Raw genomic sequence first — 20,938 nt, 5'->3', positions numbered from 1 at the left:
TCCCGGCATCATGAAGTCCTATCCCCGGTGCCACTAGCCGGGGACGGGCTGAATACAGGGGATTGCCATGGGCTATGAGTTCGATTTCTCGGCTGTCCTGACGGATCAATACGTTGGATGGCTTCTGGCCGGCATTCGCGTCACGCTGTTGCTGGCTGCTGGCGCGTGGGTGCTCGCGTTCTTGGTAGGCACTGCCCTGGCCGTGCTGCGGGCGACGAACTTCAGGCCCGCCGTCTGGATGGTCGCCGCCTTCGTAGAGATCCACCAGAACATTCCGCTGCTCGTGCAGGTCCTCTTCTGGTACTTCGCCATGCCGGAAGGCCTTCCGGAAGCCTGGCGAGACTGGCTGAACCGCAACAACAGCGAGTTCATCCTCGCAATGATCGCGATCGCGCTCTGCCACGCGGCCTACATCTCCGAAGCGCTGCGGAGCGGGCTGCGTGCGGTTCCCCTAACCCAGTACGAGGCAGGACGCTCGTTCGGTTTCAACTACATCCAGACGATGTGGTACATCGTCGTTCCGCAGGCACTGCGCCTGTCAATCCCGCCGCTGGTGAACCACTCGCTGCTACTCTTCAAGAACACATCCATTGCCATGGCCATCGGTGTCCATGAACTGACGTACCAGACGCGCCAGATCGACAGCGACACGTTCCGTACCTTCGAGATCTTCCTGGTCGCCACAGGCTTATATCTTCTGTTCTCATTCATCATCATGGCGGCAGGCAACCTCGCCGAACGCCGCTTCGGGATGGGAGCGCGGTAGCCATGTTGGAGATCATCCAGAACAATTGGACGCTGCTTCTCGTAGGCCAGTACCCGAACGGACCCTTGGGAGGCATCGTCGCGACGCTCTTGCTGGCGGTCGCCGGACTGACGCTGGCGTTCCCCATCGCCTTGCTTCTTGCGATAGCGCGCATCAGCCCGTTCAGGTGGGCGAGCCTGCCAGCAGCCGGCGTTGTCCACGTAGTCCGGGGCATGCCATTCTTGATGGTTCTCTTCTGGAGCTATTTTGCGCTGCCGCTCCTCATGGGGCGGCCGCTCAGCGGCTTTTGGACGCTCGTTGGCGCGTTGGTGCTCTATGAAAGCGCCTATCTTGCCGAGGTTATCCGCGCGGGTATTCAGGCCCTGCCGAGGGGGCAAGAGGAAGCGTCGCGATCGCTCGGCTTCGGTTACTTCCGGACGCTGACGCTCGTGATACTGCCGCAGGCGCTCTACAACTCCCTGCCGGCTCTTATCGGGCAGTTCGTCTCGCTGATCAAGGAAACGTCGCTTGGCTACGTGATCTCGGTCAACGAGTTCACCTATGCGGCAGCCCAGCTGAACAGCCAGCTCCTCGTTCAGCCCGTCGAGGTCTTCACGATCCTCGCTATCACCTACTTCATCGTCTGCTTTGCGCTGACGCAATCGGCACGCTGGCTCGAACAGCGTATCGCGCGCCGCCGCCAAGGCAGACCCGGAGAGCTCCAAGCGCAACCCCAGACAAATCCTCTGACCACGGAATCGATGCCATGATCCGCTTCGACAAAGTCAATAAGTGGTACGGGCCACACCTTAAGGTCTTAACTGATATCACTGCCGAGGTGAACAAGGGTGAGGTGGTCGTCCTCTGCGGCCCTTCCGGGTCGGGCAAAACTACGCTGATCCGCACGATCAACCGCCTTGAACCGATCAACAGCGGAACGATCACCGTCAACGGGCAGGAGACCCATGCCAAGACGGCGAACGTCAACCGCCTGCGGAGGGACATCGGGTTTGTTTTCCAGCAGTTCAACCTGTTTCCGCACATGAGTGTGATGGACAACATCATGTTGGCGCCTCGCAAGCTCCGCGGAATGAGCCGCGCACAGGCTGAGGAAAAAGCGCGGACGCTTCTTGCGCGCGTCGGCCTCGAGGACAAGGCCGGCTCCTATCCCGCTCAGCTGTCCGGCGGTCAGAGCCAGCGCGTCGCCATTGCGCGTTCGCTGGCAATGGATCCGCCAATCATCCTGTTCGACGAGCCGACTTCTGCGCTCGATCCGGAGATGGTCGGGGAGGTGCTGGCTGTCATCAAGGATCTGGCGCATACGGGCATCACCATGATGTGCGTCACCCACGAGATGGGCTTTGCGCGCGAAGTCGCTGACCGCGTTTGGTTCTTAGACAAGGGGGGCCTTCTGGAGGACGCGAAGCCGGACGAGTTCTTCTCAAGTCCCAAGCACCCGCGCGCGCAACGCTTTCTGGCTGACCTAAGGCACTAATTCCCGAAGCATGGCTTCGGTCTTGCTTGCGCCAAACGACATCGCTCGCCGACCGACTTTTGCGTCTTCAGTATGCGGAGTTGTTGCGCTCCCTGAAGTCGCAGCTTCGCTGGATGATGTCCAAGACATTCCGCATATAGGCGTTAAGCTCGCCTTGCCTGTAGTAGACGGTCACGTCCAAGGTCCGGTTTCAGGCGCGATCAGTGTTACCGCGAATGGCCGAGATGCGGTCGGAACCCGTCATGCACAGTGGACTGGCTAAACAGGGGATTGGTGACTTCTACGCGGCGTTCGATCGTGAATTCCTGGGCTAACGTCGCGCTCCGGCCGCATTTAACGAGGTCCGGAGCCGCTGTTCAGCATTAGTCGATCCCCCGAAACCTGCTGCGCGTTGATCCTTGACAGATCGATCCTGATGCCTGCGCTGTTGGGATCTTCAGCGGCGACAGGCTCGTCCGGAAGGTCCTCAGTCGCCAAAGCAGATGCACTTGCGCCTAGCTCGGCTCCATCCTTTCTGTCCGCGCGGTCCGGTATGGCAACTTCGACATCTGTGGGATCGGCGGCGTAGAAGACTTGCTCGCCCTCGAACCAGCCGGTGCCATAGGCCCAGATCGCATCATCGAATGCCTCCGGCCGGGGATTTCCGTACCATTTGGTGCCAATTCGATAGACCTTGCCGAAGAGCTCGGTCCCCACGCGCAGATTGTGGCAGGTAGCGAAGAGGTTTTGATCGATCTGCTCCGGATCCGTGACGCCCAGACCGGCCGGGTATTGGGTCAACCCGACGCGAACATTTGCCTTGCCGATCCACTCGCGGGTCACACGGACGGCTTCGTCGACCGTGGTTGGCCTAGGCACGAGTATGGTGCGGTCGCCCTGACTGACCGTTACGGCCAGGTGGTCGTTGACGCCGATCGTTTCCACGAATTGCTGCACGATCTCAACCGCCAATCTGGGGTTGGCACACTGCTGGACAAGCTCTGCATCGATCACTGTCGACCTCCTAGAGATTGAATGCCATAACCAAAGGCAGGTTGAAGAGGCGCGCCCAGGCCTGGGCGCTCGCTTTCTGAATTGCGACGATGTTGGTGTTGTCGGTCCACCAGCCATTGCCGGTCGCGACGATCACGTCAGGGGGGTGGAACGCCGACTGCAAGATCGGCCAGATGATGAGCTGCTCGTAACAAATGAGCGGCGCCACTCTCCTTCCGGCGAGGTCGACAAGCGGATTGGCGAAGAAATGTGCCCGGGCACCGGCCGGCGCGCCTGTCCATGCCAGCCATGGCTGCCACATGGAGACCGGGACCGGCATTCTCTCGGAATAGAGAACGCTTATGCCTTCGCCGGTGATCTCCATCATGACGTTGTCGTAGCCCGTCTCGTTCACGATGATGGCGCCGGCGTTCACGGTGACATCGAGGCCGGTGAGCTCGCGCGTCCACAGATGGGCCGCTGTCGGTGTCCATATCCCGGCAGCGCTCTCGGGCAGCACGATCACCTTCGCTCCCTCGCCTGCGGCGGCCTTGATCAGTTCAATGGTTTCGATCTGCTGGGCATAGTCCGCATATTGCCCGCTCTCGCCACGGAATGTGGTGTCGACACCGACCCAACCTTGAGGCATATCGGGCGGCGTCCACATTGCGGCGGACCACAGACACAGTCCTCCCAGGACAAGTGTCGCGATCGGCCAGGCCTTGGACGTTATGACCAACAGGCCGATCGCTGCCACCGCGAGGCCGAACCAGCCCCATCCGGGGAATACGACCCCCGCTGCGGTTATCGGATGGGCCCACCCAGCGATCCCGAAGGGCGGCACGCTCATTGCCACGGCCGCGATGCAGTAGCGGAGCGCCCTTCCCCATCCTGGCCGCGCCGTCCAGAGCGCAGTATGGACAATTACGAAGCCGCTCGCCGCGGCGAACCAGAGCGCAAAACCCGCGCCGAGACCGCTGCCGTAAAAGTTCGCGACACCCTCCGGCAGGCCACGCGCGGCGGCGAGGAAATATCCGGCCGATATCGCGGCCGTTACCAGCCTCGAAGGCGAGAAGGCCCATAGTGCCGGAAAGAACATTGCGACCGGAAGGGTGAGCGGATTGCCGCTCCAGCCGACAAGCCCAACAAGGACGGCGGCGCAAACCAGCGCGATCGATCTCAGCGGCTCACGGATCAAAAGTGAATACCGGACGGGCAAGCCCCAGAACACCGTCGGCCGGGATCGGCCCGAAATATCTCGAGTCATAGGAACCTGCGAATTCTGAATGGAGGAAAAGATGATCCGGCGGCACGATGCCGCCGTCATATGGCTCGAGCGCCCTGCCCTGGGCATCCAGCGATCGGACTTCGGATCGGGCAAGGGCTTTGCCATCGATCTCGATGCTTCGGCCGATATCGACGCGCTGTCCTGGACCCGCGACGACCGACTTGATGAGCGGCGACAACCAGCCTGGGCACAGACCGGTCCGCACATATCCCCGCTCGCGGGCCATAACGAAGTCCTGGATCCGTGGCGGACAGATGAAGATACGATCTCCGACCTTGACCTCCCGGTCGAGTGTCTCGACCCGCCAGAGGCCGAGCGGATAGCTCGGCGTGAAATTGATCCGGTAGCCGCCCAGCCACCCGCCGGCGGCGATGCCCGCGAGGCCGACAGCGCTGACGGTCACTATGGCCAATGCCTTCCTCCGCCTCATGGCTTCAGCACCGAAGCTTGCCGCTGCGATTGGCGCAGAGCCTCGGTTTCCTTCAGCACCTGCGTCGTCCGCTCGTGCGCCGCAAGCTGTTGGCCGGCACGCATGACCGGCCAGGCGGAAACGAGCTTTTGCTTTGCGTCCGATGTCATGCCGGCGGCAGCGTTCTCGAACGCGTGACCTGCCGCTTCCTTGGCCGATCTGGACAGGAAGGTCCGCTCGCCGAACCGCTCGGCGACCTTCTTGTTGAAGGCGTCGATTTCGGCCTTGGCCATGCGATCCGCGAGCGCAAATCCAAGCGCTGCGGGAAGGTCGTTGCGATCGATGGCGTCACGGACCTTTTCCAGGACGATAGCCGCCGACGGCGACAAAGCAGGTATGTCGATCGACAGCCGCTGCCGCTCGGCTCTCACCCCGGCCGTCAGGGTGTTCAGCTTCATCTCGCGCATGGCAAGATAGCGCTCGACGTCACGGCGCAGCGCGGGCACGTTAACCTCAGCGACCTGTCGGTCCTCGCGGTCCGCCTTGCCGGCGAGGAAGCCATCCCTGCCGCGCAACGGTCCGAACGACATCGGGTCGCGCTCGAGCTGGTCCATGCGCTCCTTTGCCTCTGCGCGGTCGGCGAGAACCATCTCGAACCGCATGGCGCGGAAAGCAGCTTCCGGATCGGCATAGATCAGGCGAATGCGGTCCGAGAACTCGTTCCATTGATTGCTGAGCGCCGGATCCGACCGGAGCTTCTGCTCCGCCCTCTCGTTGATCGACAGGGCGAAGGTTGTGACGCCCTTGACCATGGGTTCGACCTTTCCTGCTGTCCGGGGATTTTGGAGAACTGACTTTTCGACAAGGCCCAGCCGGGCGCCGACGGCACGAAGCTGCTGGCCAAGAGCGGCGAGGCGTTCTTTCTGGCGAAGCGTCCACTCAAGCCGGTCACGTATCAGGGTACGGGCCACGCGCATGAGATGGAGGCCGCGGGTCTCGGCAAAGCTGAGAACCTGTCTGGAGAGCCGACCACCGGTATAATCGAGAGTCGTCTCTTTGGCGCCATCGCGTGAAAGGCGTTCGGTCAGCCGTGAGACGGCAATGGCCCGTATATCGACAACCTCCCAGGAATGCCGCTCGACCTGCTTGCCGTCAGGCAACTTCAGCTTTTCAGACCCCTTGTGTTCCAGCCCGATGCGATCGCCGATCTGCACGTCGGCCGCCTTGATTGCGCGTTCGAGGTCGACGCCCCAGATCGTGCTTCGCTTGCCCTCGCCCATATCGAGCGTCACGAAATAACTGTCGCGGTTTTTCGGATTGTTCTCGAAGGGGGCAACGCCATGCTCGACCACGACGCCGCCGCGTTTGGTGAACTCGTTCACACCAACATAGAAACGGGCGTCATCGCGATGACGTGTCAGCGCCACATAGGTCAGATGCCGATCCATGTGCCGCGAGGCGAGCACGCGCACATCATCGACGGTCGCGCCCTGGCTCTTGTGGATCGTCGTTGCATAGCCATGGTCGACATTGCGGTAGGAGCGCTGATCAATCTCGATCCGACGCGTAGCGCCGCCCTCACCGATTTCAGCCACGAGCCGGCCCGGTCCCGCCTCGACGACTTTCGCCAACATGCCGTTTTTGACGCCGAGCGATCCCTCATTCCTGAGAAGCACGATGCGGTCGCCGGCCGAAAACATCCGCTCGCCATCTTCCGTCCGGAAGACAAAGCCCTCCTGGACAAGGCCGCGTTCGACCAGCCTGGCGCGGGCCAGTTCGTTGAGGGTGCGCACATCACGGCGCAGATAGGCGAGGATGAGCGAGGACTTGTCTGGATCGTAATCGTGGTTCCAGTCGGCGATCAGCTTTTCGATTGCCTCGTCGCGGGTCCACCCGGTTTGTACCAGGCCGGCTTTGTCATAAGCGCCGATGGCGCTACTGACGTCGCCGCGGGCAAGATCCATCGACGCCGTTCTCATCCAACTGTTGCGCTGGCGATAGATGGTGCCGAGTTCGGCATAGCCGATACGATCGGCAATGGCGCGGAAAGCTGCGCCCGCCTCAATCGGCTGCAGCTGGTCCGGGTCGCCGACAAGGACGAGTTTAGCCCCTGCCTTTGTCACGGTTTCGACGATCTCCGCCATCTGGCGCGAGGCAACCATGCCGGCCTCGTCGAGGACGAAGACGGTCTTGTCGTCGATCTGGTCCCTGCCCCGCTGCCAGGCGAGCTCCCAGGAAGCGAGCGTGCGCGAGGTGATCCCCGCTTCCTTCTCGAGCCCCTCGGCCGCCTTGCCGGCGAGCGCGCCGCCGACCACGCGATAGCCTGCCGTTTCCCACGCCTCGCGTGCCGCCTTCATCATCGTGGTCTTGCCTGCGCCGGCTCGTCCGACCACGGCTGCAATGCGCGTGCTGCTCGCCACATGCCCGATCGCCACGCGCTGCTCGTCCGACAAACGCGAATGGCTCTCGGAAATTCCCCTCAGCACTTGTCTCCGAACCCCATGCGACTTTGCCCGAGCGAGGAACCGCGCGCGATTGACCATCTCGGATTCCAGCCGGACCATCTCGCGCGTTGTCAGCTTCGCCGGCACTCGCGCGCCGGTGGAGAGGTCGACTGTTTCGACATCGAGCCGGAGGCATTGCGGGCTCTGCGGAACACGCAGCATGAGCTGCTGGAACGTGACCGCGTCATCGATATAGCGATGCAGCACCTTGGCGATGTCGCGTTCGTCGAATACGCTTTTTTCCTGGCTGACAATGTCGAGCACGAGTTCGGGCCGCGCAACGATGCGGGAAGCATTGATCTCCCGGCGAGCTTCATGCTGCTGGAGTTGTTCGAGCTCCGGCTTGCGCCCGACTATCCTTGCTTTTCGCAGGATTGCCATTGCGGCAACACCGATATGGGTGGTGGGCACAATGTCGATACCGCGCTCGGCGTAGGAACGCCCATCAACACGGAGGTCGAGGCCGGCAAGCGCCAGATGCTGGTTCTGGAGATCGAGCCAAGCCCGCCTTTGCTGGAGGAATTCGGCCTTCTCGCCGGCCCAGAGCCGGTACTGGATCTTGCCAGATTTCGTGCGGACGGGCTCTCCGTCGGAACCGATTACGGCAACCTTCTTGCCTCCGAACCCTTTCTCGGTCAGCGGTCGCAGGGTGGTCATCAGATGGGCGTGCGGATTGCCAGGCTCGTCATGGATGACCCAGTCGGCAACCTGTCCCCGCGCCAGGACCTGCTCGAACACGAACTGGCGCATGAGCGCGACGTTCTGCGCCTTCGTCAGTTCGACCGGCAGAGCGATGATGAACTCCTTGGCGAACTGCGCGTCGGCGCGTTTTTCGAAGGCCTCAACGCTATTCCAGAAGGCTTCCACCGCACCTGCAACCGAGCGGTCGGCGATCAACGCACGCGCCCATTCGGGCGCATCGGCCGGCAGCAGGAACTCCTCATGCCCCAGCCCGCGCTTATGGGTGTAATCGACCACGCGCGCTTCGGCCTCATGTTCCATTTTCGCGCAGTGGCGATACGCCGCCGACAGCACGGCGCTGCGCCCATCGGCGCGCCCGATGATCTGTGGCGTGAAATGCGTGATGGCCACGGCGGCGACGGGCTCCCTGCGGTTGAACCGGACACGGGTTCCGCAGGTCAGCCCGCCCCTTCTCAGGGGCCGGGGCGCAGGCACGTCGCGTCAGCGACGTATTACTGCGCCCTTGGTGCATTCCTTCGGAACGCAGGGATGATCTCTCAAAGCGTCGGCTTCGCCGACCTGTCAAATCCGATAGGTCGCGCAAAGCGCGCCCATCGTTCACCCTCATGATCAAACAAGCCTGTTTGTCATGAGGAAGGACAACCGGAATGAAGAAGCCATCGTCAAGGATCAGGGAAGAGATTGCAAAGCTGCAGGAACAGCTGAAGCAAGCCGAAACACGCGAGGCGGAACGCATTGGGCGTGTTGCCCTCAAGGCGGGCCTTGGCGATGTCGAGATTGAGGACATAGCCCTTCAGGCCGCGTTCGAGGAGATCGCCGCAACGTTTCGCAAGGGGGGCGGGCGCACGGGCAAGACAGCGCCCACGCCGGTCGCATCTGGCGCGGCTTCGGGGCAGGCTGGCGAGGCTTGAGCGCATGCGACAGGCCAGCCAGACACAAGCCCGGAAGAAGGACGCGCACGAAAAGATCCAGCTCGGCGGTCTGATCGCCAAGGCGGGCCTGCGCTATGAGAAGCGCGCGCTGCTGCTCGGCCTTTTAATCGACGGCGCGAGCCGCATAAAGGCCGATAACGCAGAGCGTGCGCGCCTGCTGGCGATCGGGGAAAAGGCCTTCGCCAATGACCCCGACTAGGATCACCGTGCTCTTTGCGCCTGTCGTGCTGATGCTCACCACGGTCTTCATGTTCGCGGGCATCGAGCAATGGCTTGCGCGCTTCGGCTCGACCGAAGAAGCGCAGCTCATGCTCGGCCGGATCGGGATTGCCCTGCCTTATGCCATATCGGCAGCGACCGGCATCGTGTTCCTGTTTGCGGCGAAGGGCGCTATCGCGATCAGGACGGCCGGCCTCGGCGTGCTGATCGGCGCGGTCGCGACTATTCTGATCGCCGGGATGAGGGAGATCGGCAGGCTCGCCGCATTCGCTGACGCCATCCCTGCCGGCGGCAGCATCCTCAACTATGCCGATCCTGCAACTGGGATGGGTGCGATCCTCGCCGCCGTCGCGGGCGCCTTTGCTGCGCGCGTCGCCATGCGCGGCAATGCGGCCTTCGCCACAGCAACGCCGCGCCGCGTGAGCGGCAAGCGCGCCATCCATGGAGAGGCCAACTGGATGACGCTCAACGAGGCCAGGCGCCTGTTTCCTCAAACTGGCGGCATCGTCATCGGTGAAGGCTACCGCGTCGACAATGACAGTGTTGCGGATCGTGGTTTCCGCGCCGACGACCGGGAGACATGGGGCGCCGGTGGCAGGTCGCCACTTCTGTGTTTCGACGCCTCATTCGGCTCGACTCACGGCCTCGTCTTCGCCGGCTCCGGCGGCTTCAAGACGACATCGGTGACGATCCCGACAGCGCTCAAATGGGGCGGCGGACTGGTCGCGCTCGACCCGTCCAACGAGGTCGCGCCAATGGTGATCGCCCACCGGCGCGCCGCCGGCCGACACATGCATGTCCTCGATCCGAAAAGCGCGGAAACAGGATTCAACGTTCTCGACTGGATCGGACGGTTCGGCGGCACCAGGGAAGAAGATGTCGTGGCCGTCGCCAATTGGGTGGTGACCGATACCGGACGCTCAACCTCGATCCGCGACGACTTCTTCCGCGCCTCAGCGCTGCAGCTCATCACCGCGCTCATCGCGGATGTCTGCCTGTCAGGACATACGGAAAAAGAAGATCAGCATCTGCGGCAGATGCGGGCAAACCTTTCGGAGCCCGAGCCGAAGCTGCGCGAGCGGCTTCAAAGGATATACGACAATTCGGAATCCGACTTCGTGAAGGAGAATGTCGCGCCGTTCATCGCCATGACGCCGGAAACCTTCTCCGGCGTTTACGCCAATGCCGTCAAGGAAACTCATTGGCTAAGCTATCCGAACTATGCCGCGCTGGTGTCGGGATCGAGCTTCGCGACCGACGACATTGCCGATGGCAAGACGGACATCTTCGTCAATCTCGACCTGAAGACGCTGGAGGCGCATCCGGGTCTGGCCCGCACCATCATCGGCGCGCTGCTCAACGCGATCTACAACCGCAATGGTGAGGTGAAGGGGCGCACGCTGTTTCTCCTCGATGAGGTGGCGCGTCTGGGATATCTCCGGATTCTGGAGACCGCGCGGGATGCCGGTCGCAAATATGGCATCAGCCTGTTGCTGCTGTTCCAGTCGATCGGCCAGATGCGCGAAACCTATGGCGGGCGCGATGCGACCAGCAAATGGTTCGAGAGCGCATCATGGGTGTCGTTTGCCGCGATCAACGATCCGGAGACGGCCGACTACATTTCGCGCCGCTGCGGCAACACGACAGTCGAGGTCGATCAGCTGAGCCGGTCATCGCAGATGTCCGGATCGTCGCGTACGCGGTCGAAGCAGCTTGCCGCGCGACCGTTAATCCTGCCGGACGAAGTGCTGCGCATGCGCAGTGATGAGCAGATCGTGTTCACCGCCGGCAATGCGCCACTGCGCTGTGGACGCGCCATCTGGTTCCGGCGTGGTGATATGAAAGCCGTCACCGGCCAGAACCGATTCCACCGAACGGAGGCGGACGCGTGACGCCAAGGACGATCCTGCTTTCTATCGGGGTGCTGGTGGCAGCCGGACTTGGATATGTGGTGTTTAGCGATGAGTTCGGCAGGCCAGAGCGGCCTGCACAGTTTGACGTTCCACCGCCCTCTATCTTTTATCCTCCGGTCAGGGATCCGCACAGGGCGGAATTCGCGGTCTGCACCGGTCCAATCAGCGCGAACTGCATCGTCGATGGTGACACGTTCTGGTTCGAGAGTGCGAAGATTCGCATCGCCGATATCGACGCACCGGAGATTTCGGAGCCGAACTGCCCAGCGGAGCGCCGGGCCGGCGAAGCGGCAAAGCGAAGACTGCTCGAACTCATGAATGATGGCTCGTTTTCGCTCGCTGCGGGATGGCGCGACGAGGATCGCTTCGGGCGAAAACTGCGCGTGGTTTCCCGTGACGACCGGTCGCTTGGCGAGATGCTGGTCAAGGAGGGGCTTGCCCGAAACTGGGATGGGCCTCGCCTGACCTGGTGCAACTGATAGACGCAACGTCAGGGAGAGGAGGATGGGGGTTTTGGGGGAAGGAGGTGGAGGGACACCGTCCCTCCTTCCCCCATGGGAGGATGTTTGAAGGAGGGGCTTTGCCCTTCCTTCATGGGGTGAGGTTGAGAGGGGCGGCTTGCCCCCCTTTCATAGCCAGGCCAACCGGTCGAACCGGTTGGCCTGGCTCCCAGCATCAATGCAAGGAGAGAGGCGGCAAAGGCCGCCTCTCTCCTGAAGGTCAGTCGGTGTCTGGCCCGCACAACGGGTTGCTGACGGGATCCTCGTTGTGCCCGTCGTGCGGCAGCAATTGGCGGATGACAACGTTGATCGGATTGTTGCCGATCTCGGTGCGGCCCTGCGCAACGAGGATGCTCACTGCGGTCTCGTTGCTCTCAATCGCCCGGATGGCATCCTCCATGTCATCGTAGGGCCCAAGGTTTTCGATGGCGATGACGTCTCCCTCTTCATCGTAGCCGCCGTGCAGATACATCGGCGCATCGGCCAGTCGCTTCGCGGCGCGCTCTGCCTCACGGATCAGCCAGAAGCCCAGCTTCCGCTGTCTCCAGTATTCTGCGCTGCCGCCGTCTATGGTGATGATTTTCCGTTGAGTCATGACAAGTCTCCTTTCGTCCTTCTGACGGAAGGCGTCCGCACCGTAGGCGCGAGGAGTCAGGGATCGCGAAGCGACCGCCAGCGGCGGCGAGTGGGGGAGCCGAAATGCGTCAGCATTTTGGAGGAACCGCTCGTCCTTGACGCCGGAGTGGCGGGTGCAAAATGCACAGTCAGAGAGAGATAGTCCGCGGCCCCGACCAGGGCCGCGACATTATGGATGGGGAAGGTCTGGAAGGGGGTGGACCACCCCTTTCCAGGGGTGGGGGAGTTGGAGGGGGCGGGGCTTGCCCTGCCCCCTCCGGGGAGAGCTTGAGAGGGCGGCTTCCCCCTCTCATAGAGGACTGCGGGCCGGTCGATCCGGTTAGACGTCCCACGCACCATATCCGCCAGAGCAAAAGCATCCGGAAAGAAAAGGGAAGGCGACAGCGCCGCCTCCCTGGTTGCCGTTACCACGGGATTTCCGCGTCGGGGTCGAAAGCCGGCATCGTCTTCGTCGCCTCCGGGTTCCGCGGCCTCGGCTTGTAAATGACCATGTCGTAGGTGAAAGCTATTCCACACTCGATCTCGACGTCATCAAGAATGGCGGGCAGACCACACAAGCTTTCTCGGGGGATATCGATGACGCGTGGAATTTCAGCGGACTCGGCTTTCCCCGTGACGGGATTTCGAAATGAACCATCGGGTTCCGAGCGGTTCCATCCACCGACCTCGAGAGGTTGGCAATCGTACCAGTGGCGCTCCGTTGCATTCTGACGTTGAAGCAGATGGTAGATGAGGTCATCCTGCTCGTCCGGATCGGTTTCGCGTCGGGCTTCGCATGCGAGGTGGATCAATTCGGCCAGCTCCGCGCGGAAACCGTCGAGGACGGTGATGACGTAATCATGGGTCTCCCGTGCGAAATTGCTGTCGCAACCGAAGCGGTTGGCCCGCACGAGGAGCTTGAAGCCAGCGAGCTTCACAATGAGGTTGAGCGTTTGCGAGGAATTCATAGGAAGGTCTCCTTTCGTTTCTGACGAAAGGTGCCCGCACCGTAGGCGCGAGGGGTCAGGGATCGCGTGAGCGACCGCCGGAGGCGGCGGGTGGGGGAGCCGAAATGCGATAGCATTTTGGGGGAACCGCTCGTCCTTGACGCCGGAGTGGCGGGTGCACAATAGAACGTCAGAGGTAGATCAGGCCCGCGACCCCGCCAGGGGACGCGACCGTATCCGGCGACCAGCCGGCAATAGCGCTACCCGATATGCGAGATCGAATTCAGGAAGGCGACCAAAGCCGTCTCCCCGAGCGTCGGACAGGAAGGTCTCCTACGCCGCAGCGTTGTGCTTGACCCGCGCGGCAATGAAATGCACGCCGATTTCGGCGAAGATTTCATCAAGGCCGTCGAGCTCGGACGCCGGGACCAGAGTGTGATCCAGCGTCACGCCGCAGACGATGCCAGGCTCGTCTCCGTGAACAAGGACGCTGATCTCTTCGAGAACGGAGATCGGCCCTTCGTTGATCCAGCGCTGATCGCAGCACGGGCGCTCGAAGTAGAGCTCGAAGAGGAATGCGTCCGACTCCGACTTGTGCCGGTTTGCGTCCAGCTCGATCCATATCGGAAGCTCGCTCTCGATATCGACGCGCATTTCATCGAGCATCTCCAGAAGCCTGACGTGCATGGCCCGGGCAAACTCCGTCCGGCACCGATCGAGTCGGACAAGGACTTTGTGGCGGATCGCTTCGACGCTGCCGAGACGCGAGTATGGATTGAAGATGTTTGTCATCATGAACTCCTTTCGTCTTTCTGACGGCAAGGAGCCCACGCTGTAGACCAGAGGGGTCAATGACCGCGGAACGCGGTCGTCTCGCGGCAAGCGGAGGTGCCCATTTTTTTGGAGGCGCCCGCCAGGGTGCCGGCAGAAAATTGGAGGCGCCGCGCCGTCATTGACGCCGGATGGGCTGGCGTACACTAGGACGTTCAGAGGAAGACCCCGCGCCCAAAGGGCGCGGTCCGTATCCGGTGACCAGCCGGTCCTGTACGATCCCATACGCGATGCAGACCTTGCCCGTTTTTCTGTGCCATCGAAGCGTTGCGTGAGGATCGTCACCGAATGGCAGAGACCGCTTGCGGGCTCCGTAAGCGCCGCCTTGCGTCGCAAGTAGGGCCGTCCGCTCCCCGAGCGGCGTGCCCAATCACTCCGGTCGAAAATTATCGTACCGGCACGACACGACCATGCTGTAGGGAACCCGCATCTGACCGCACCGGGGCATCACTGAAATGAATCGGTCATGCCCGAGCGATTCACGAAATGCGTTGGACGCCGCTACCAAAGGAAGCGAGACTCCAGCCATGGAGAACGAGGAGACAGGTCCGGTTCATCTTCGCCGCATCGACCCGTCGCAGAATATGCGCCGGTTCTATACGCTCGCCATCCAGCCGACATTGTTCGGCGGCGCGTCCGTCATCCGCAACTGGGGCCGGATCGGCACGAACGGCCAGTCCATGATGGAAACCTTCGATCAGGCCGAAGACGCTGAGACAACAATGGCGAAACTGGAGCGGACCAAGCGGCGGCGCGGCTATCGGGATTGAGCCGGCTCAGGAAGCGCAGATGCCGAAACCGCCTCCAATCCATGAAATCCGGTCGTTTTCAGTGGATTCTCGCGGATGACAGGACGGCCGGCCTCTTCCGAAGGAAGGATTTCGTTGCCATAGGTGGATTGGGGCTTTCCAACACAAAGGTATTACAATGACAACAACGAATGAGATTGCCGACAAGATCGCAGCCGAGCAGAGCCTGACGAAAGCTCAGGCCAAGACGATCGTCGAGAGCGTGTTCCACCAGATGGTGGACGCGGCCAAGAGCGGCGCTGAAACCAGCGTGCCCGGATTTGGCAAATTCAAGATTAAAGACACCCCGGAACGCGAAGGCCGGAACCCTTCGACTGGTGCAACAATCAAGATTGCGGCGTCGAAAAAGTTGACCTTCACACCGGCGAAGGCGATCAAGGATGCCCTCAACGGCTGAGCCGAGGGCTGACATATGTTCGGCCCCGATTCAGAGGTCGATCAGCGCCGCACAAAGCCAATGCGGCGCTGATGAAAAAGCCTCCCTAAAAGGGAGGCTCGCCGAAGAATGGCCCGTAGGCGTCAGCGAGAAGTCGGTCCCGCTCCGCAATCGCCTTGGCCAGTTCCGCCTCGATCTCGCGGCGTTCATCGGGATACACCGCGTTCCGGCCTTCAGCTTTCAATTCCTCGATATGTTGATCGATCGACATTGGTCGTCTCCTTGATGTTGGTGAAAGACGACCTCGGCTGTCATGCCGGACCGGAGGGGTCAGGGATCGCGAAGCGACCGGCGGAGCCGGCGAGTGGGGGAGCCGAAATGCGCCAGCATTTTGGGGGAACCGCTCGTCCTTGATGCCTTCGGGCCGGCATGGCAGGCTTGGACGATCTGAGCAGACCCCGGTTCCACACGCACCGAGGGTACAAAAAAGCCGGAAGCAGGCTCGATGCCTGGTTCCGGCTTCCATTAGGCGAGGAAGGCCCTGCTGGCGGACGCCACAGCGCCGGTGCAAGTGGAAAATCAGGCGGGCGGTTCACAAATCTCAATCTGGACGTCAGGCGAAAAATTCGTCGGCAAATCCCAGTTCGGAGAGCCGGGCAATGTCTTCGATGGGCACGACCTCGTAATCGTCGGACATGTAGTGGTATTCGCCGTTGCGGACATCTCCGATATGCGCCCCAGGTCCCGTCGGGCCAGATGGCGATATCGTCCGGATGCTCGCGGCGGGATGCTGCCTGTGTAATGTCGGTCATTTTTCGTTCCTTCCGGCTGCCGGCGTTTTTCCTGGAAAGGCCGAAGGCCCCGCCCGTGCGGCGGAGCCCTCTGTTCGAGGCGATCAGTCCCGGTTGGGGCGAGACCAGATCAGCTGCAGGCCTTCCTCGCCTTCCACCTCGATCAGGGTGGCGTAGATCGGTGCAGGGAAGCTCGGGTCGTCCAGCTTGACCGAGAGGTAGTCGCGGCCTTCCGCGGAGACCTTCTGCCAGGCGGCGCCGAGCTCGACATTCGCTCCGGCGAGGATGCGGAAGTGGGGGCCCTTGTCGGAGGGATTGTCGATGCGGACCAGCTTGGCCTTGACGTTGAGGTTAAGAGTTTTGATCGAGCCGCTGAAGCCGTTGCCCGAAGAAGCGAAAGAACCGATGGTAGCCATGATGTCGTCTCCGTGAGTTTCTCGGGCCGCGACCATCGCGACCTCGATGGCGGTCGATGGACCGGAGGCGATCGGCCCGCACCCCGCAGGGGCCGCAACGAGAGTGAAGGGCAGCCAGGGCGAGGCTTTCTTGTTCCGCGCGGAATGATGGCGAAGCCAGCAGGGGAAGAAAGCCGCGACCGGCTGTTGCGGGTTTGAGAACGAGGCGCAGCGAAGCGAAGACGGCCTTCGGTCAGACCAGCCACATCGAGGACGCAGTTGGTTGCGCCCTTTCATGAAACCACCGGGCAGACGACAGGCGACCTCATCGACCTGACGACTTTCACCGCGGCCACGATGAAGCGCGATCAATCTCGGCCCCACCTGGTAAGTGTCATCGCGTTACGACAGCCCACCTCATCCGGCAAGAGAGGCGGCCGCCGTCTCCTATCGGTCGAACGACGACCGGCCGACTGGCGAAACTCCGAGGATCCGGCGACTGCCCCTTCAAGCAGGCACGGCCGCTTCAAGGTCACGGAAATTCCCATCTTCGAGCTGGACGCCGGTACGGCCGGTTGATCTGGCTCGGCTCTCCGGTTCACCGCCCGAACAGTGTTCGGACGCAAGGCGGGCCTCCAGCCGGCAGCCACCCGCCAGAGTGTCGAAGCCACCGAAATTGCCGGGCCCGTAACTACAAGCCGCACATACCTTCACATTCGTTCGGCCAGAGGTCGAGCTGGCCGTGATCGGTGGCGGTTGACAGATCGGCCTCTTCCAGGGGAACGCCGGAGCGATGCAGGAAGACGTCGCCACGTATACCCCGAAGACCGGTCCGGATCGCCCGATCCACCTCCACGGCGTCGTCCCACGCCGCCCGGTCGTTGCTTCGCATGGATCGCCACATGGCGTCACTATGGTAGGGGCATCCGATGCACGCGCTCTTCGGCGGTTTCGGATAGCCATGACTTTTCAGCCAGTCGAGGCAGTCTTTCCTCGTCATACGTTGCTCGATGAGAGGAAAGCGGTTGAGCTGCCAGGCCTCGCGGCTTGGCTTCATGCGCACGACCTCGTCCATCGAAATCCCGAGCCACTGGTGAACGACCGGGTATTTCGGGGAGCGTTTGCGGGTGAGACCGGCCAGTTCCCGCACCTTGCGGCGGATCGGTTCAATCTTCGCAGAGGTCGTGCATTGCCGGCGTATCATGCCGATCGAGACATTGCCGCGCCGGTCGACGGTTCGCGTGAAGGCAGGGATCGATGCCCATCGCTTGCCATCGCCCGCGGCAAGCAGGCTTTCCCGAAGATTGCCGGCCGATACGGTGTGCACCGGGAACGGCAGGACGTTTGGCGACATCAGCCAGTGCAGATGCTCGTAAACTGCGGCCGGCTCCCAGCCGGTATCGGCAAAAATCGCACAATCTACAGAGCCGAAATGCCCATGGGCGGCCATCAGAGCAAGGGTAGTGGATTGAACCCCGGCACCGAGGCTGAGCACACGTAGGCGGATGGGGGATGGCTCAGTGCCACCCCCGAGGTTGACCGGAGAATGCAGCATCACGCAGCCTCCGCGACCCGCGTCGCATTCGGCTGGAGATCATGCAGATAGTTGACCGCACGTTGGGCATGCGCAGCCGCAGCGAAGATGAAACGCTTCTCGTTCTTGAGAATTTCTAACCAACTGGCAAGGTAACTCGCATGATCGGGCCGCGGCTCCAACTCGGGCACGATGCCGAGATCAGCGGCTAAAAAGCAGCCGCCCAAATCGGCCACAAGTTCTTCGTGGGCTCTGAACGAGCGATCCTTGTGATAACGTGAGAGATTGCGATCAAGTCGCTTCTCCGAGCCGACCCAATGGGTCATTTCATGTCCGAGGGTCGCATAATAACCCGGTGCGTCGCGGAAACTCTCGAACGGCGGCATTTGCACCACATCGAGCGCCGGATTGAAATAGGCCTTGTCGCCGCCGTGCCGGATGACCGCCCCGGTATTGGCGAAGAAGGCATCCGCATGCTCGATTCGCTCCACCGGATCGGCCACTGGCGCGGGATTGCCGTAGTACTGTGCGGGAAGACCCTCGATCTGGTCGGCGCAGAACACCGTATAGGCCTTGAGGAAGGGGATGCCGCGCTCGACCTCCTCGCCACTGGCATCGGTTTCGGTGCGGGTGAAGCGGTTGGCATAGACCACCATCGAGCCGGTCTCGCCCTTGCGGACATGGCCGCCCAGTTCGACGCCCTGTTTGAATGTCATCCAGGTCGGAGAGACAAAGCCTCGAGCAACCGCCTCGGACCAGAGGAGCAGCGTGTTGATTCCCTGATACGGCAAGCCGTTGTGGCGCAGCGGGCGCGTGATACGCCCGGTGGTGTTCGTTGCGCTCCATGGCTTCACCCACGGACGCACTCCCTTCTCCAAATCCGCGACGATGCGGTCGGTGATCTTCGCGTAGATGTCGACGCGGGGTTTGCTCTCTTTCCTGCTCATTTCCTTGAATCTCCATTCGAGGCCGCGCCAGTCGCGGCTGTCACGAGGTCCGCAAGCGCAGGACCGCAGATTCGCGAACCCGCTCGAGAGCAATCGGAGGAAAGAGGGATGTTGTAGGCGGGCCGCAACGTCAGTGGAGGACGGCGCAGCCGTTTCGCGGGCCGAGGACCGGAGCAGGACCAACATTCGTGACAGCCGCGAGTGGTGCGGGCTCGCTTGCCGCTCTCACTGAATTACCAGTCATGGTCAGGCGGTATGGGTTGAGTGCGGAAATGCCCAAGGCTATATCAGGGTTCACCTGAATCTTGATTTGCCCGAGGACTGATGCGTTGTTCGATATGCCTGTTTCTGCCGAAGCCGTCCGCAATGCCGTTGTAGCGGCTTGTATTGCTCCCTTCCTTGTCGCCTGCAGCGATAGCGTCCCCGAAGCAACCGACCAACAATTGCTGGAGATCATCGGTTCATCATCTTCATTTCTCGGCTCCGACAGTCCCCTGAGCATTCCGCGCTCAGCCGTTGAATGTGTTCGTGTGCTTTCCGGCCTCGATGCCGATATCTACAAGGACATGCCCGCGGAAATGCTCGGCGCCTTCAAGACTGGTTGCCGTCAGGAATTCGCGGAGCGCCTCAAGGACGAAAGCAGGAACCCGTTGGGCTTCACGCTTGAGAGTTTCGAAAACAAGGACCTGGCGGAACGCATCACGAAGCTGAAGGAAACGAGCGATGAGGCCAATCGCGTGGCAGCCGAGGAAAAGCGCGAACGGGAGAAGGCGGAAAGCCTGGCTCAGGCCGAAGCCGAGCTAGAAGCAGCGCGCGCCGAATACCGGAGCTTCGTCGCCTCAATCGATGACCGCGTAAGCACTGCCGCCCCTCTTTGTGATGAATGGCTTCTCAATCAGGCATCCGCCAAGGAGAAGGCCCGCAACTCCGTATGGGCTTATCGTTCGGCTCCCGAAATCTGCAAGGAAGCAACAATCACCCAGATCCGGGCATTGGCCGGCAAGCATCTCGAAACCCTGGTCAATCAGACGATAAAGGCCAATTCGCTGTTTGGCTTCAACAAGCCGTATTACGGCAACGCCAGCGGGGAATGGTTCGACCAGCAGATGGAGCGCCTGAACGCGGATATTGCCGGCATGAAAGCCGAGATCGCCGGTTAAGATCGTATAGGTGGAGAGGACGGGCCTACAAAAATCGGCGAGATGATGATTGGGGAGGCCTTCCCCCAAGAAGCCACTTGTCCCAGGTCCGCATTTCCAGCTTTAAACCCTGTTCAGGGCACCGTCTCAAGATCCGTCTGCCGGAACTCATCGGCTGTCGCCAGGATCGGCACACGGTAGTATTTGGCGCAGGCATAGTGGAGGCAATCGCCAAGATTGAGGCCATGGCGACCGGCGCGAAACCGGTGCGCTGCCGACAAGGCCAGGCTGGTGGTACGCTTCGCCGGCGGCAGGTCGCGAATTTCGATCCCGCGCGCCTCCAGAAATTCCAGGATGATCGGCTCGACGGCTTCGACCGAGATCCCGAACTTGTCCGGCCGCGCGAGGCCGAGCGCAGCTTCCAGCACGGCAACCGGCGAGGTCAACCGCTTCTGCGCGCCGGCGAGCGCATCGGACACCCGCTGCGCCTCAGGCTCGTCGGACAAGAGTGCGATGATGGCGCAGGCGTCGACGAACATCAGCTTTCGTCCCACATTTCGTCGAAAGCTTCCCTGGGCAGCGGTGTCCTCGCCTCGTCCCGAAGCATGATGCCGTGTTTTTCGCGCACCCTTGCAGCGGTCTGCAGCGGGGTTTCCGCGTTGCGCCGCCGTTCGATCGCCTCTTTCATGGCGATGACAATGGCGTCGGTGATGTTGACGCCGGCCATCCGGGCGAACTTGCGCGTCAGCGCATCGGCCTCCGGATTATTGACGTTGATCGGCATCGCTGCCTCCATGTAGATATTTCCATAATGAATGTAGATGATATTATCTACATTCGCAAGATGAGGACGATGGAAAGAAGATTGGGCGGAG

General features: G+C 61.7%; 23 protein-coding genes. 10 read left to right on the top strand and 13 right to left on the bottom strand.

All coding sequences use genetic code 11. The annotated features are described in order from the left end of the window. Positions 1 to 67 precede the first annotated feature (67 nt). The 3 genes from C5748_RS09840 to C5748_RS09830 are packed head-to-tail and all read left to right on the top strand — an operon-like array spanning position 68 to position 2,240. The gene (locus C5748_RS09840; protein WP_105741774.1) at positions 68 to 766 is read left to right on the top strand and encodes an amino acid ABC transporter permease; all 699 of its coding nucleotides are present in this window, start codon (positions 68 to 70) and stop codon (positions 764 to 766) included. A 2-nt stretch (positions 767 to 768) separates the two neighbouring features. Beyond that, positions 769 to 1,515 carry an amino acid ABC transporter permease gene (locus C5748_RS09835; protein WP_105741773.1) on the top strand — a complete coding sequence of 249 codons (747 nt, stop codon included), beginning with the start codon at positions 769 to 771 and terminating at the stop codon, positions 1,513 to 1,515. Then, entirely contained in the window at positions 1,512 to 2,240 is a 729-nt protein-coding gene (locus C5748_RS09830; RefSeq protein ID WP_105741772.1) for an amino acid ABC transporter ATP-binding protein, read from the top strand. The genes C5748_RS09835 and C5748_RS09830 overlap by 4 nt, the downstream gene beginning before the upstream one ends. Before the next feature lie 333 nt (positions 2,241 to 2,573). Here the strand turns inward: C5748_RS09830 and C5748_RS09825 are convergent, their stop codons facing one another. From C5748_RS09825 to traA, 4 genes are read right to left on the bottom strand one after another with little or no spacing between them, the layout of a single operon-like run. Then, the gene (locus tag C5748_RS09825; protein WP_105741771.1) at positions 2,574 to 3,233 is read right to left on the bottom strand and encodes a lysozyme family protein; all 660 of its coding nucleotides are present in this window, start codon (positions 3,231 to 3,233) and stop codon (positions 2,574 to 2,576) included. A 10-nt stretch (positions 3,234 to 3,243) separates the two neighbouring features. Next, positions 3,244 to 4,410: a conjugal transfer protein TraB gene (locus tag C5748_RS09820; protein WP_245428949.1), complete on the bottom strand. Its 1,167-nt coding sequence runs from the start codon at positions 4,408 to 4,410 to the stop codon at positions 3,244 to 3,246. Continuing rightward, complete coding sequence (gene traF / locus C5748_RS09815) at positions 4,400 to 4,930, bottom strand: conjugative transfer signal peptidase TraF (protein ID WP_105741769.1); 531 nt, start codon at positions 4,928 to 4,930, stop codon at positions 4,400 to 4,402. The genes C5748_RS09820 and traF overlap by 11 nt, the downstream gene beginning before the upstream one ends. Continuing rightward, positions 4,927 to 8,505, bottom strand: a complete 3,579-nt coding sequence (gene traA, locus C5748_RS09810; RefSeq protein WP_105741768.1) for a Ti-type conjugative transfer relaxase TraA — start codon at positions 8,503 to 8,505, stop codon at positions 4,927 to 4,929. The genes traF and traA overlap by 4 nt, the downstream gene beginning before the upstream one ends. A gap of 257 nt (positions 8,506 to 8,762) precedes the next feature. Between traA and traC the strand changes: the two genes are divergently transcribed. Genes traC through C5748_RS09790 form a run of 4 tightly spaced genes read left to right on the top strand, consistent with a single transcriptional unit; the run spans position 8,763 to position 11,658 of the window. Then, the gene (gene traC / locus C5748_RS09805; RefSeq protein WP_105741767.1) at positions 8,763 to 9,026 is read left to right on the top strand and encodes a conjugal transfer protein TraC; all 264 of its coding nucleotides are present in this window, start codon (positions 8,763 to 8,765) and stop codon (positions 9,024 to 9,026) included. A 4-nt stretch (positions 9,027 to 9,030) separates the two neighbouring features. Further along, positions 9,031 to 9,246, top strand: coding sequence for a conjugal transfer protein TraD (traD, locus tag C5748_RS09800; RefSeq protein WP_105741766.1), 216 nt, complete (start codon positions 9,031 to 9,033; stop codon positions 9,244 to 9,246). Beyond that, on the top strand, positions 9,233 to 11,158 hold the full coding sequence (gene traG, locus C5748_RS09795; protein ID WP_105741765.1) for a Ti-type conjugative transfer system protein TraG: 1,926 nt from the start codon (positions 9,233 to 9,235) through the stop codon (positions 11,156 to 11,158). Before traD ends, traG begins: the two co-directional genes overlap by 14 nt. After that, positions 11,155 to 11,658, top strand: coding sequence for a thermonuclease family protein (locus tag C5748_RS09790; RefSeq protein WP_245428946.1), 504 nt, complete (start codon positions 11,155 to 11,157; stop codon positions 11,656 to 11,658). The genes traG and C5748_RS09790 overlap by 4 nt, the downstream gene beginning before the upstream one ends. Before the next feature lie 241 nt (positions 11,659 to 11,899). On the opposite strand, the gene C5748_RS09785 is transcribed toward C5748_RS09790, so the two are convergent. The 3 genes from C5748_RS09785 to C5748_RS09770 all read right to left on the bottom strand — a co-directional run bounded on the left by C5748_RS09785 (position 11,900) and on the right by C5748_RS09770 (position 14,033). Continuing rightward, a complete protein-coding gene (locus tag C5748_RS09785) occupies positions 11,900 to 12,274 on the bottom strand; it encodes a hypothetical protein (RefSeq protein WP_105741764.1) in 375 nt (124 codons plus the stop codon). A gap of 445 nt (positions 12,275 to 12,719) precedes the next feature. Continuing rightward, positions 12,720 to 13,262: a hypothetical protein gene (locus C5748_RS09775; RefSeq protein ID WP_105741762.1), complete on the bottom strand. Its 543-nt coding sequence runs from the start codon at positions 13,260 to 13,262 to the stop codon at positions 12,720 to 12,722. Between the two features lie 312 nt (positions 13,263 to 13,574). Next, positions 13,575 to 14,033 carry a hypothetical protein gene (locus C5748_RS09770; RefSeq protein ID WP_146119499.1) on the bottom strand — a complete coding sequence of 153 codons (459 nt, stop codon included), beginning with the start codon at positions 14,031 to 14,033 and terminating at the stop codon, positions 13,575 to 13,577. 566 nt (positions 14,034 to 14,599) lie between these two features. Here C5748_RS09770 and C5748_RS09765 point away from each other — a divergent pair. Both C5748_RS09765 and C5748_RS09760 read left to right on the top strand, forming a co-directional pair. Continuing rightward, complete coding sequence (locus C5748_RS09765; protein WP_105741760.1) at positions 14,600 to 14,842, top strand: WGR domain-containing protein; 243 nt, start codon at positions 14,600 to 14,602, stop codon at positions 14,840 to 14,842. Positions 14,843 to 14,999: 157 nt separating this feature from the next. Beyond that, complete coding sequence (locus C5748_RS09760; RefSeq protein ID WP_105741759.1) at positions 15,000 to 15,278, top strand: HU family DNA-binding protein; 279 nt, start codon at positions 15,000 to 15,002, stop codon at positions 15,276 to 15,278. Positions 15,279 to 15,363: 85 nt separating this feature from the next. Here the strand turns inward: C5748_RS09760 and C5748_RS28555 are convergent, their stop codons facing one another. The 4 genes from C5748_RS28555 to C5748_RS09730 all read right to left on the bottom strand — a co-directional run bounded on the left by C5748_RS28555 (position 15,364) and on the right by C5748_RS09730 (position 18,924). Beyond that, positions 15,364 to 15,528 (bottom strand): hypothetical protein, encoded by a 165-nt coding sequence (locus C5748_RS28555; protein ID WP_199194751.1) that lies wholly within the window; start codon positions 15,526 to 15,528, stop codon positions 15,364 to 15,366. 624 nt (positions 15,529 to 16,152) lie between these two features. Then, complete coding sequence (locus C5748_RS09750) at positions 16,153 to 16,464, bottom strand: DUF736 domain-containing protein (protein ID WP_105741758.1); 312 nt, start codon at positions 16,462 to 16,464, stop codon at positions 16,153 to 16,155. Positions 16,465 to 17,134: 670 nt separating this feature from the next. Beyond that, positions 17,135 to 17,998, bottom strand: coding sequence for an adenine nucleotide alpha hydrolase family protein (locus tag C5748_RS09735; protein ID WP_105741756.1), 864 nt, complete (start codon positions 17,996 to 17,998; stop codon positions 17,135 to 17,137). Continuing rightward, positions 17,998 to 18,924 (bottom strand): ArdC family protein, encoded by a 927-nt coding sequence (locus C5748_RS09730; protein ID WP_105741755.1) that lies wholly within the window; start codon positions 18,922 to 18,924, stop codon positions 17,998 to 18,000. Before C5748_RS09730 ends, C5748_RS09735 begins: the two co-directional genes overlap by 1 nt. A 329-nt stretch (positions 18,925 to 19,253) precedes the next feature. On the opposite strand from C5748_RS09730, the gene C5748_RS09725 reads away from it, so the two are divergent. Beyond that, entirely contained in the window at positions 19,254 to 20,084 is an 831-nt protein-coding gene (locus C5748_RS09725) for a hypothetical protein (RefSeq protein WP_105741754.1), read from the top strand. Between the two features lie 113 nt (positions 20,085 to 20,197). Here C5748_RS09725 and C5748_RS09720 read toward each other — a convergent pair whose 3' ends face one another. Both C5748_RS09720 and C5748_RS09715 read right to left on the bottom strand, forming a co-directional pair. Beyond that, positions 20,198 to 20,602 (bottom strand): type II toxin-antitoxin system VapC family toxin, encoded by a 405-nt coding sequence (locus C5748_RS09720; RefSeq protein ID WP_105741753.1) that lies wholly within the window; start codon positions 20,600 to 20,602, stop codon positions 20,198 to 20,200. Next, positions 20,602 to 20,847 (bottom strand): type II toxin-antitoxin system VapB family antitoxin, encoded by a 246-nt coding sequence (locus C5748_RS09715; RefSeq protein WP_105741958.1) that lies wholly within the window; start codon positions 20,845 to 20,847, stop codon positions 20,602 to 20,604. The genes C5748_RS09720 and C5748_RS09715 overlap by 1 nt, the downstream gene beginning before the upstream one ends. Positions 20,848 to 20,938: the final 91 nt, after the last annotated feature.

The organism is Phyllobacterium phragmitis (assembly GCF_002980495.1).
GTDB classification, from domain to species: domain Bacteria; phylum Pseudomonadota; class Alphaproteobacteria; order Rhizobiales; family Rhizobiaceae; genus Paramesorhizobium; species Paramesorhizobium phragmitis.
The sequence above is the reverse complement of the archived record's forward strand: the minus strand, read 5'-3'. Positions and strand labels throughout refer to the sequence as shown.

Bases quoted from the DNA above. Each gene is read 5' to 3' on its own strand.
- C5748_RS09840 (WP_105741774.1), top strand. From the start codon at position 68: ATGGGCTATGAGTTCGATTTCTCGGCTGTCCTGACGGATCAATACGTT.
- C5748_RS09835 (WP_105741773.1), top strand. From the start codon at position 769: ATGTTGGAGATCATCCAGAACAATTGGACGCTGCTTCTCGTAGGCCAG.
- C5748_RS09830 (WP_105741772.1), top strand. From the start codon at position 1,512: ATGATCCGCTTCGACAAAGTCAATAAGTGGTACGGGCCACACCTTAAG.
- traF (WP_105741769.1), bottom strand. From the start codon at position 4,930: ATGAGGCGGAGGAAGGCATTGGCCATAGTGACCGTCAGCGCTGTCGGC.
- traC (WP_105741767.1), top strand. From the start codon at position 8,763: ATGAAGAAGCCATCGTCAAGGATCAGGGAAGAGATTGCAAAGCTGCAG.
- traD (WP_105741766.1), top strand. From the start codon at position 9,031: ATGCGACAGGCCAGCCAGACACAAGCCCGGAAGAAGGACGCGCACGAA.
- traG (WP_105741765.1), top strand. From the start codon at position 9,233: ATGACCCCGACTAGGATCACCGTGCTCTTTGCGCCTGTCGTGCTGATG.
- C5748_RS09785 (WP_105741764.1), bottom strand. From the start codon at position 12,274: ATGACTCAACGGAAAATCATCACCATAGACGGCGGCAGCGCAGAATAC.
- C5748_RS09775 (WP_105741762.1), bottom strand. From the start codon at position 13,262: ATGAATTCCTCGCAAACGCTCAACCTCATTGTGAAGCTCGCTGGCTTC.
- C5748_RS09770 (WP_146119499.1), bottom strand. From the start codon at position 14,033: ATGACAAACATCTTCAATCCATACTCGCGTCTCGGCAGCGTCGAAGCG.
- C5748_RS09765 (WP_105741760.1), top strand. From the start codon at position 14,600: ATGGAGAACGAGGAGACAGGTCCGGTTCATCTTCGCCGCATCGACCCG.
- C5748_RS09760 (WP_105741759.1), top strand. From the start codon at position 15,000: ATGACAACAACGAATGAGATTGCCGACAAGATCGCAGCCGAGCAGAGC.
- C5748_RS28555 (WP_199194751.1), bottom strand. From the start codon at position 15,528: ATGTCGATCGATCAACATATCGAGGAATTGAAAGCTGAAGGCCGGAAC.
- C5748_RS09750 (WP_105741758.1), bottom strand. From the start codon at position 16,464: ATGGCTACCATCGGTTCTTTCGCTTCTTCGGGCAACGGCTTCAGCGGC.
- C5748_RS09735 (WP_105741756.1), bottom strand. From the start codon at position 17,998: ATGCTGCATTCTCCGGTCAACCTCGGGGGTGGCACTGAGCCATCCCCC.
- C5748_RS09730 (WP_105741755.1), bottom strand. From the start codon at position 18,924: ATGAGCAGGAAAGAGAGCAAACCCCGCGTCGACATCTACGCGAAGATC.
- C5748_RS09720 (WP_105741753.1), bottom strand. From the start codon at position 20,602: ATGTTCGTCGACGCCTGCGCCATCATCGCACTCTTGTCCGACGAGCCT.
- C5748_RS09715 (WP_105741958.1), bottom strand. From the start codon at position 20,847: ATGCCGATCAACGTCAATAATCCGGAGGCCGATGCGCTGACGCGCAAG.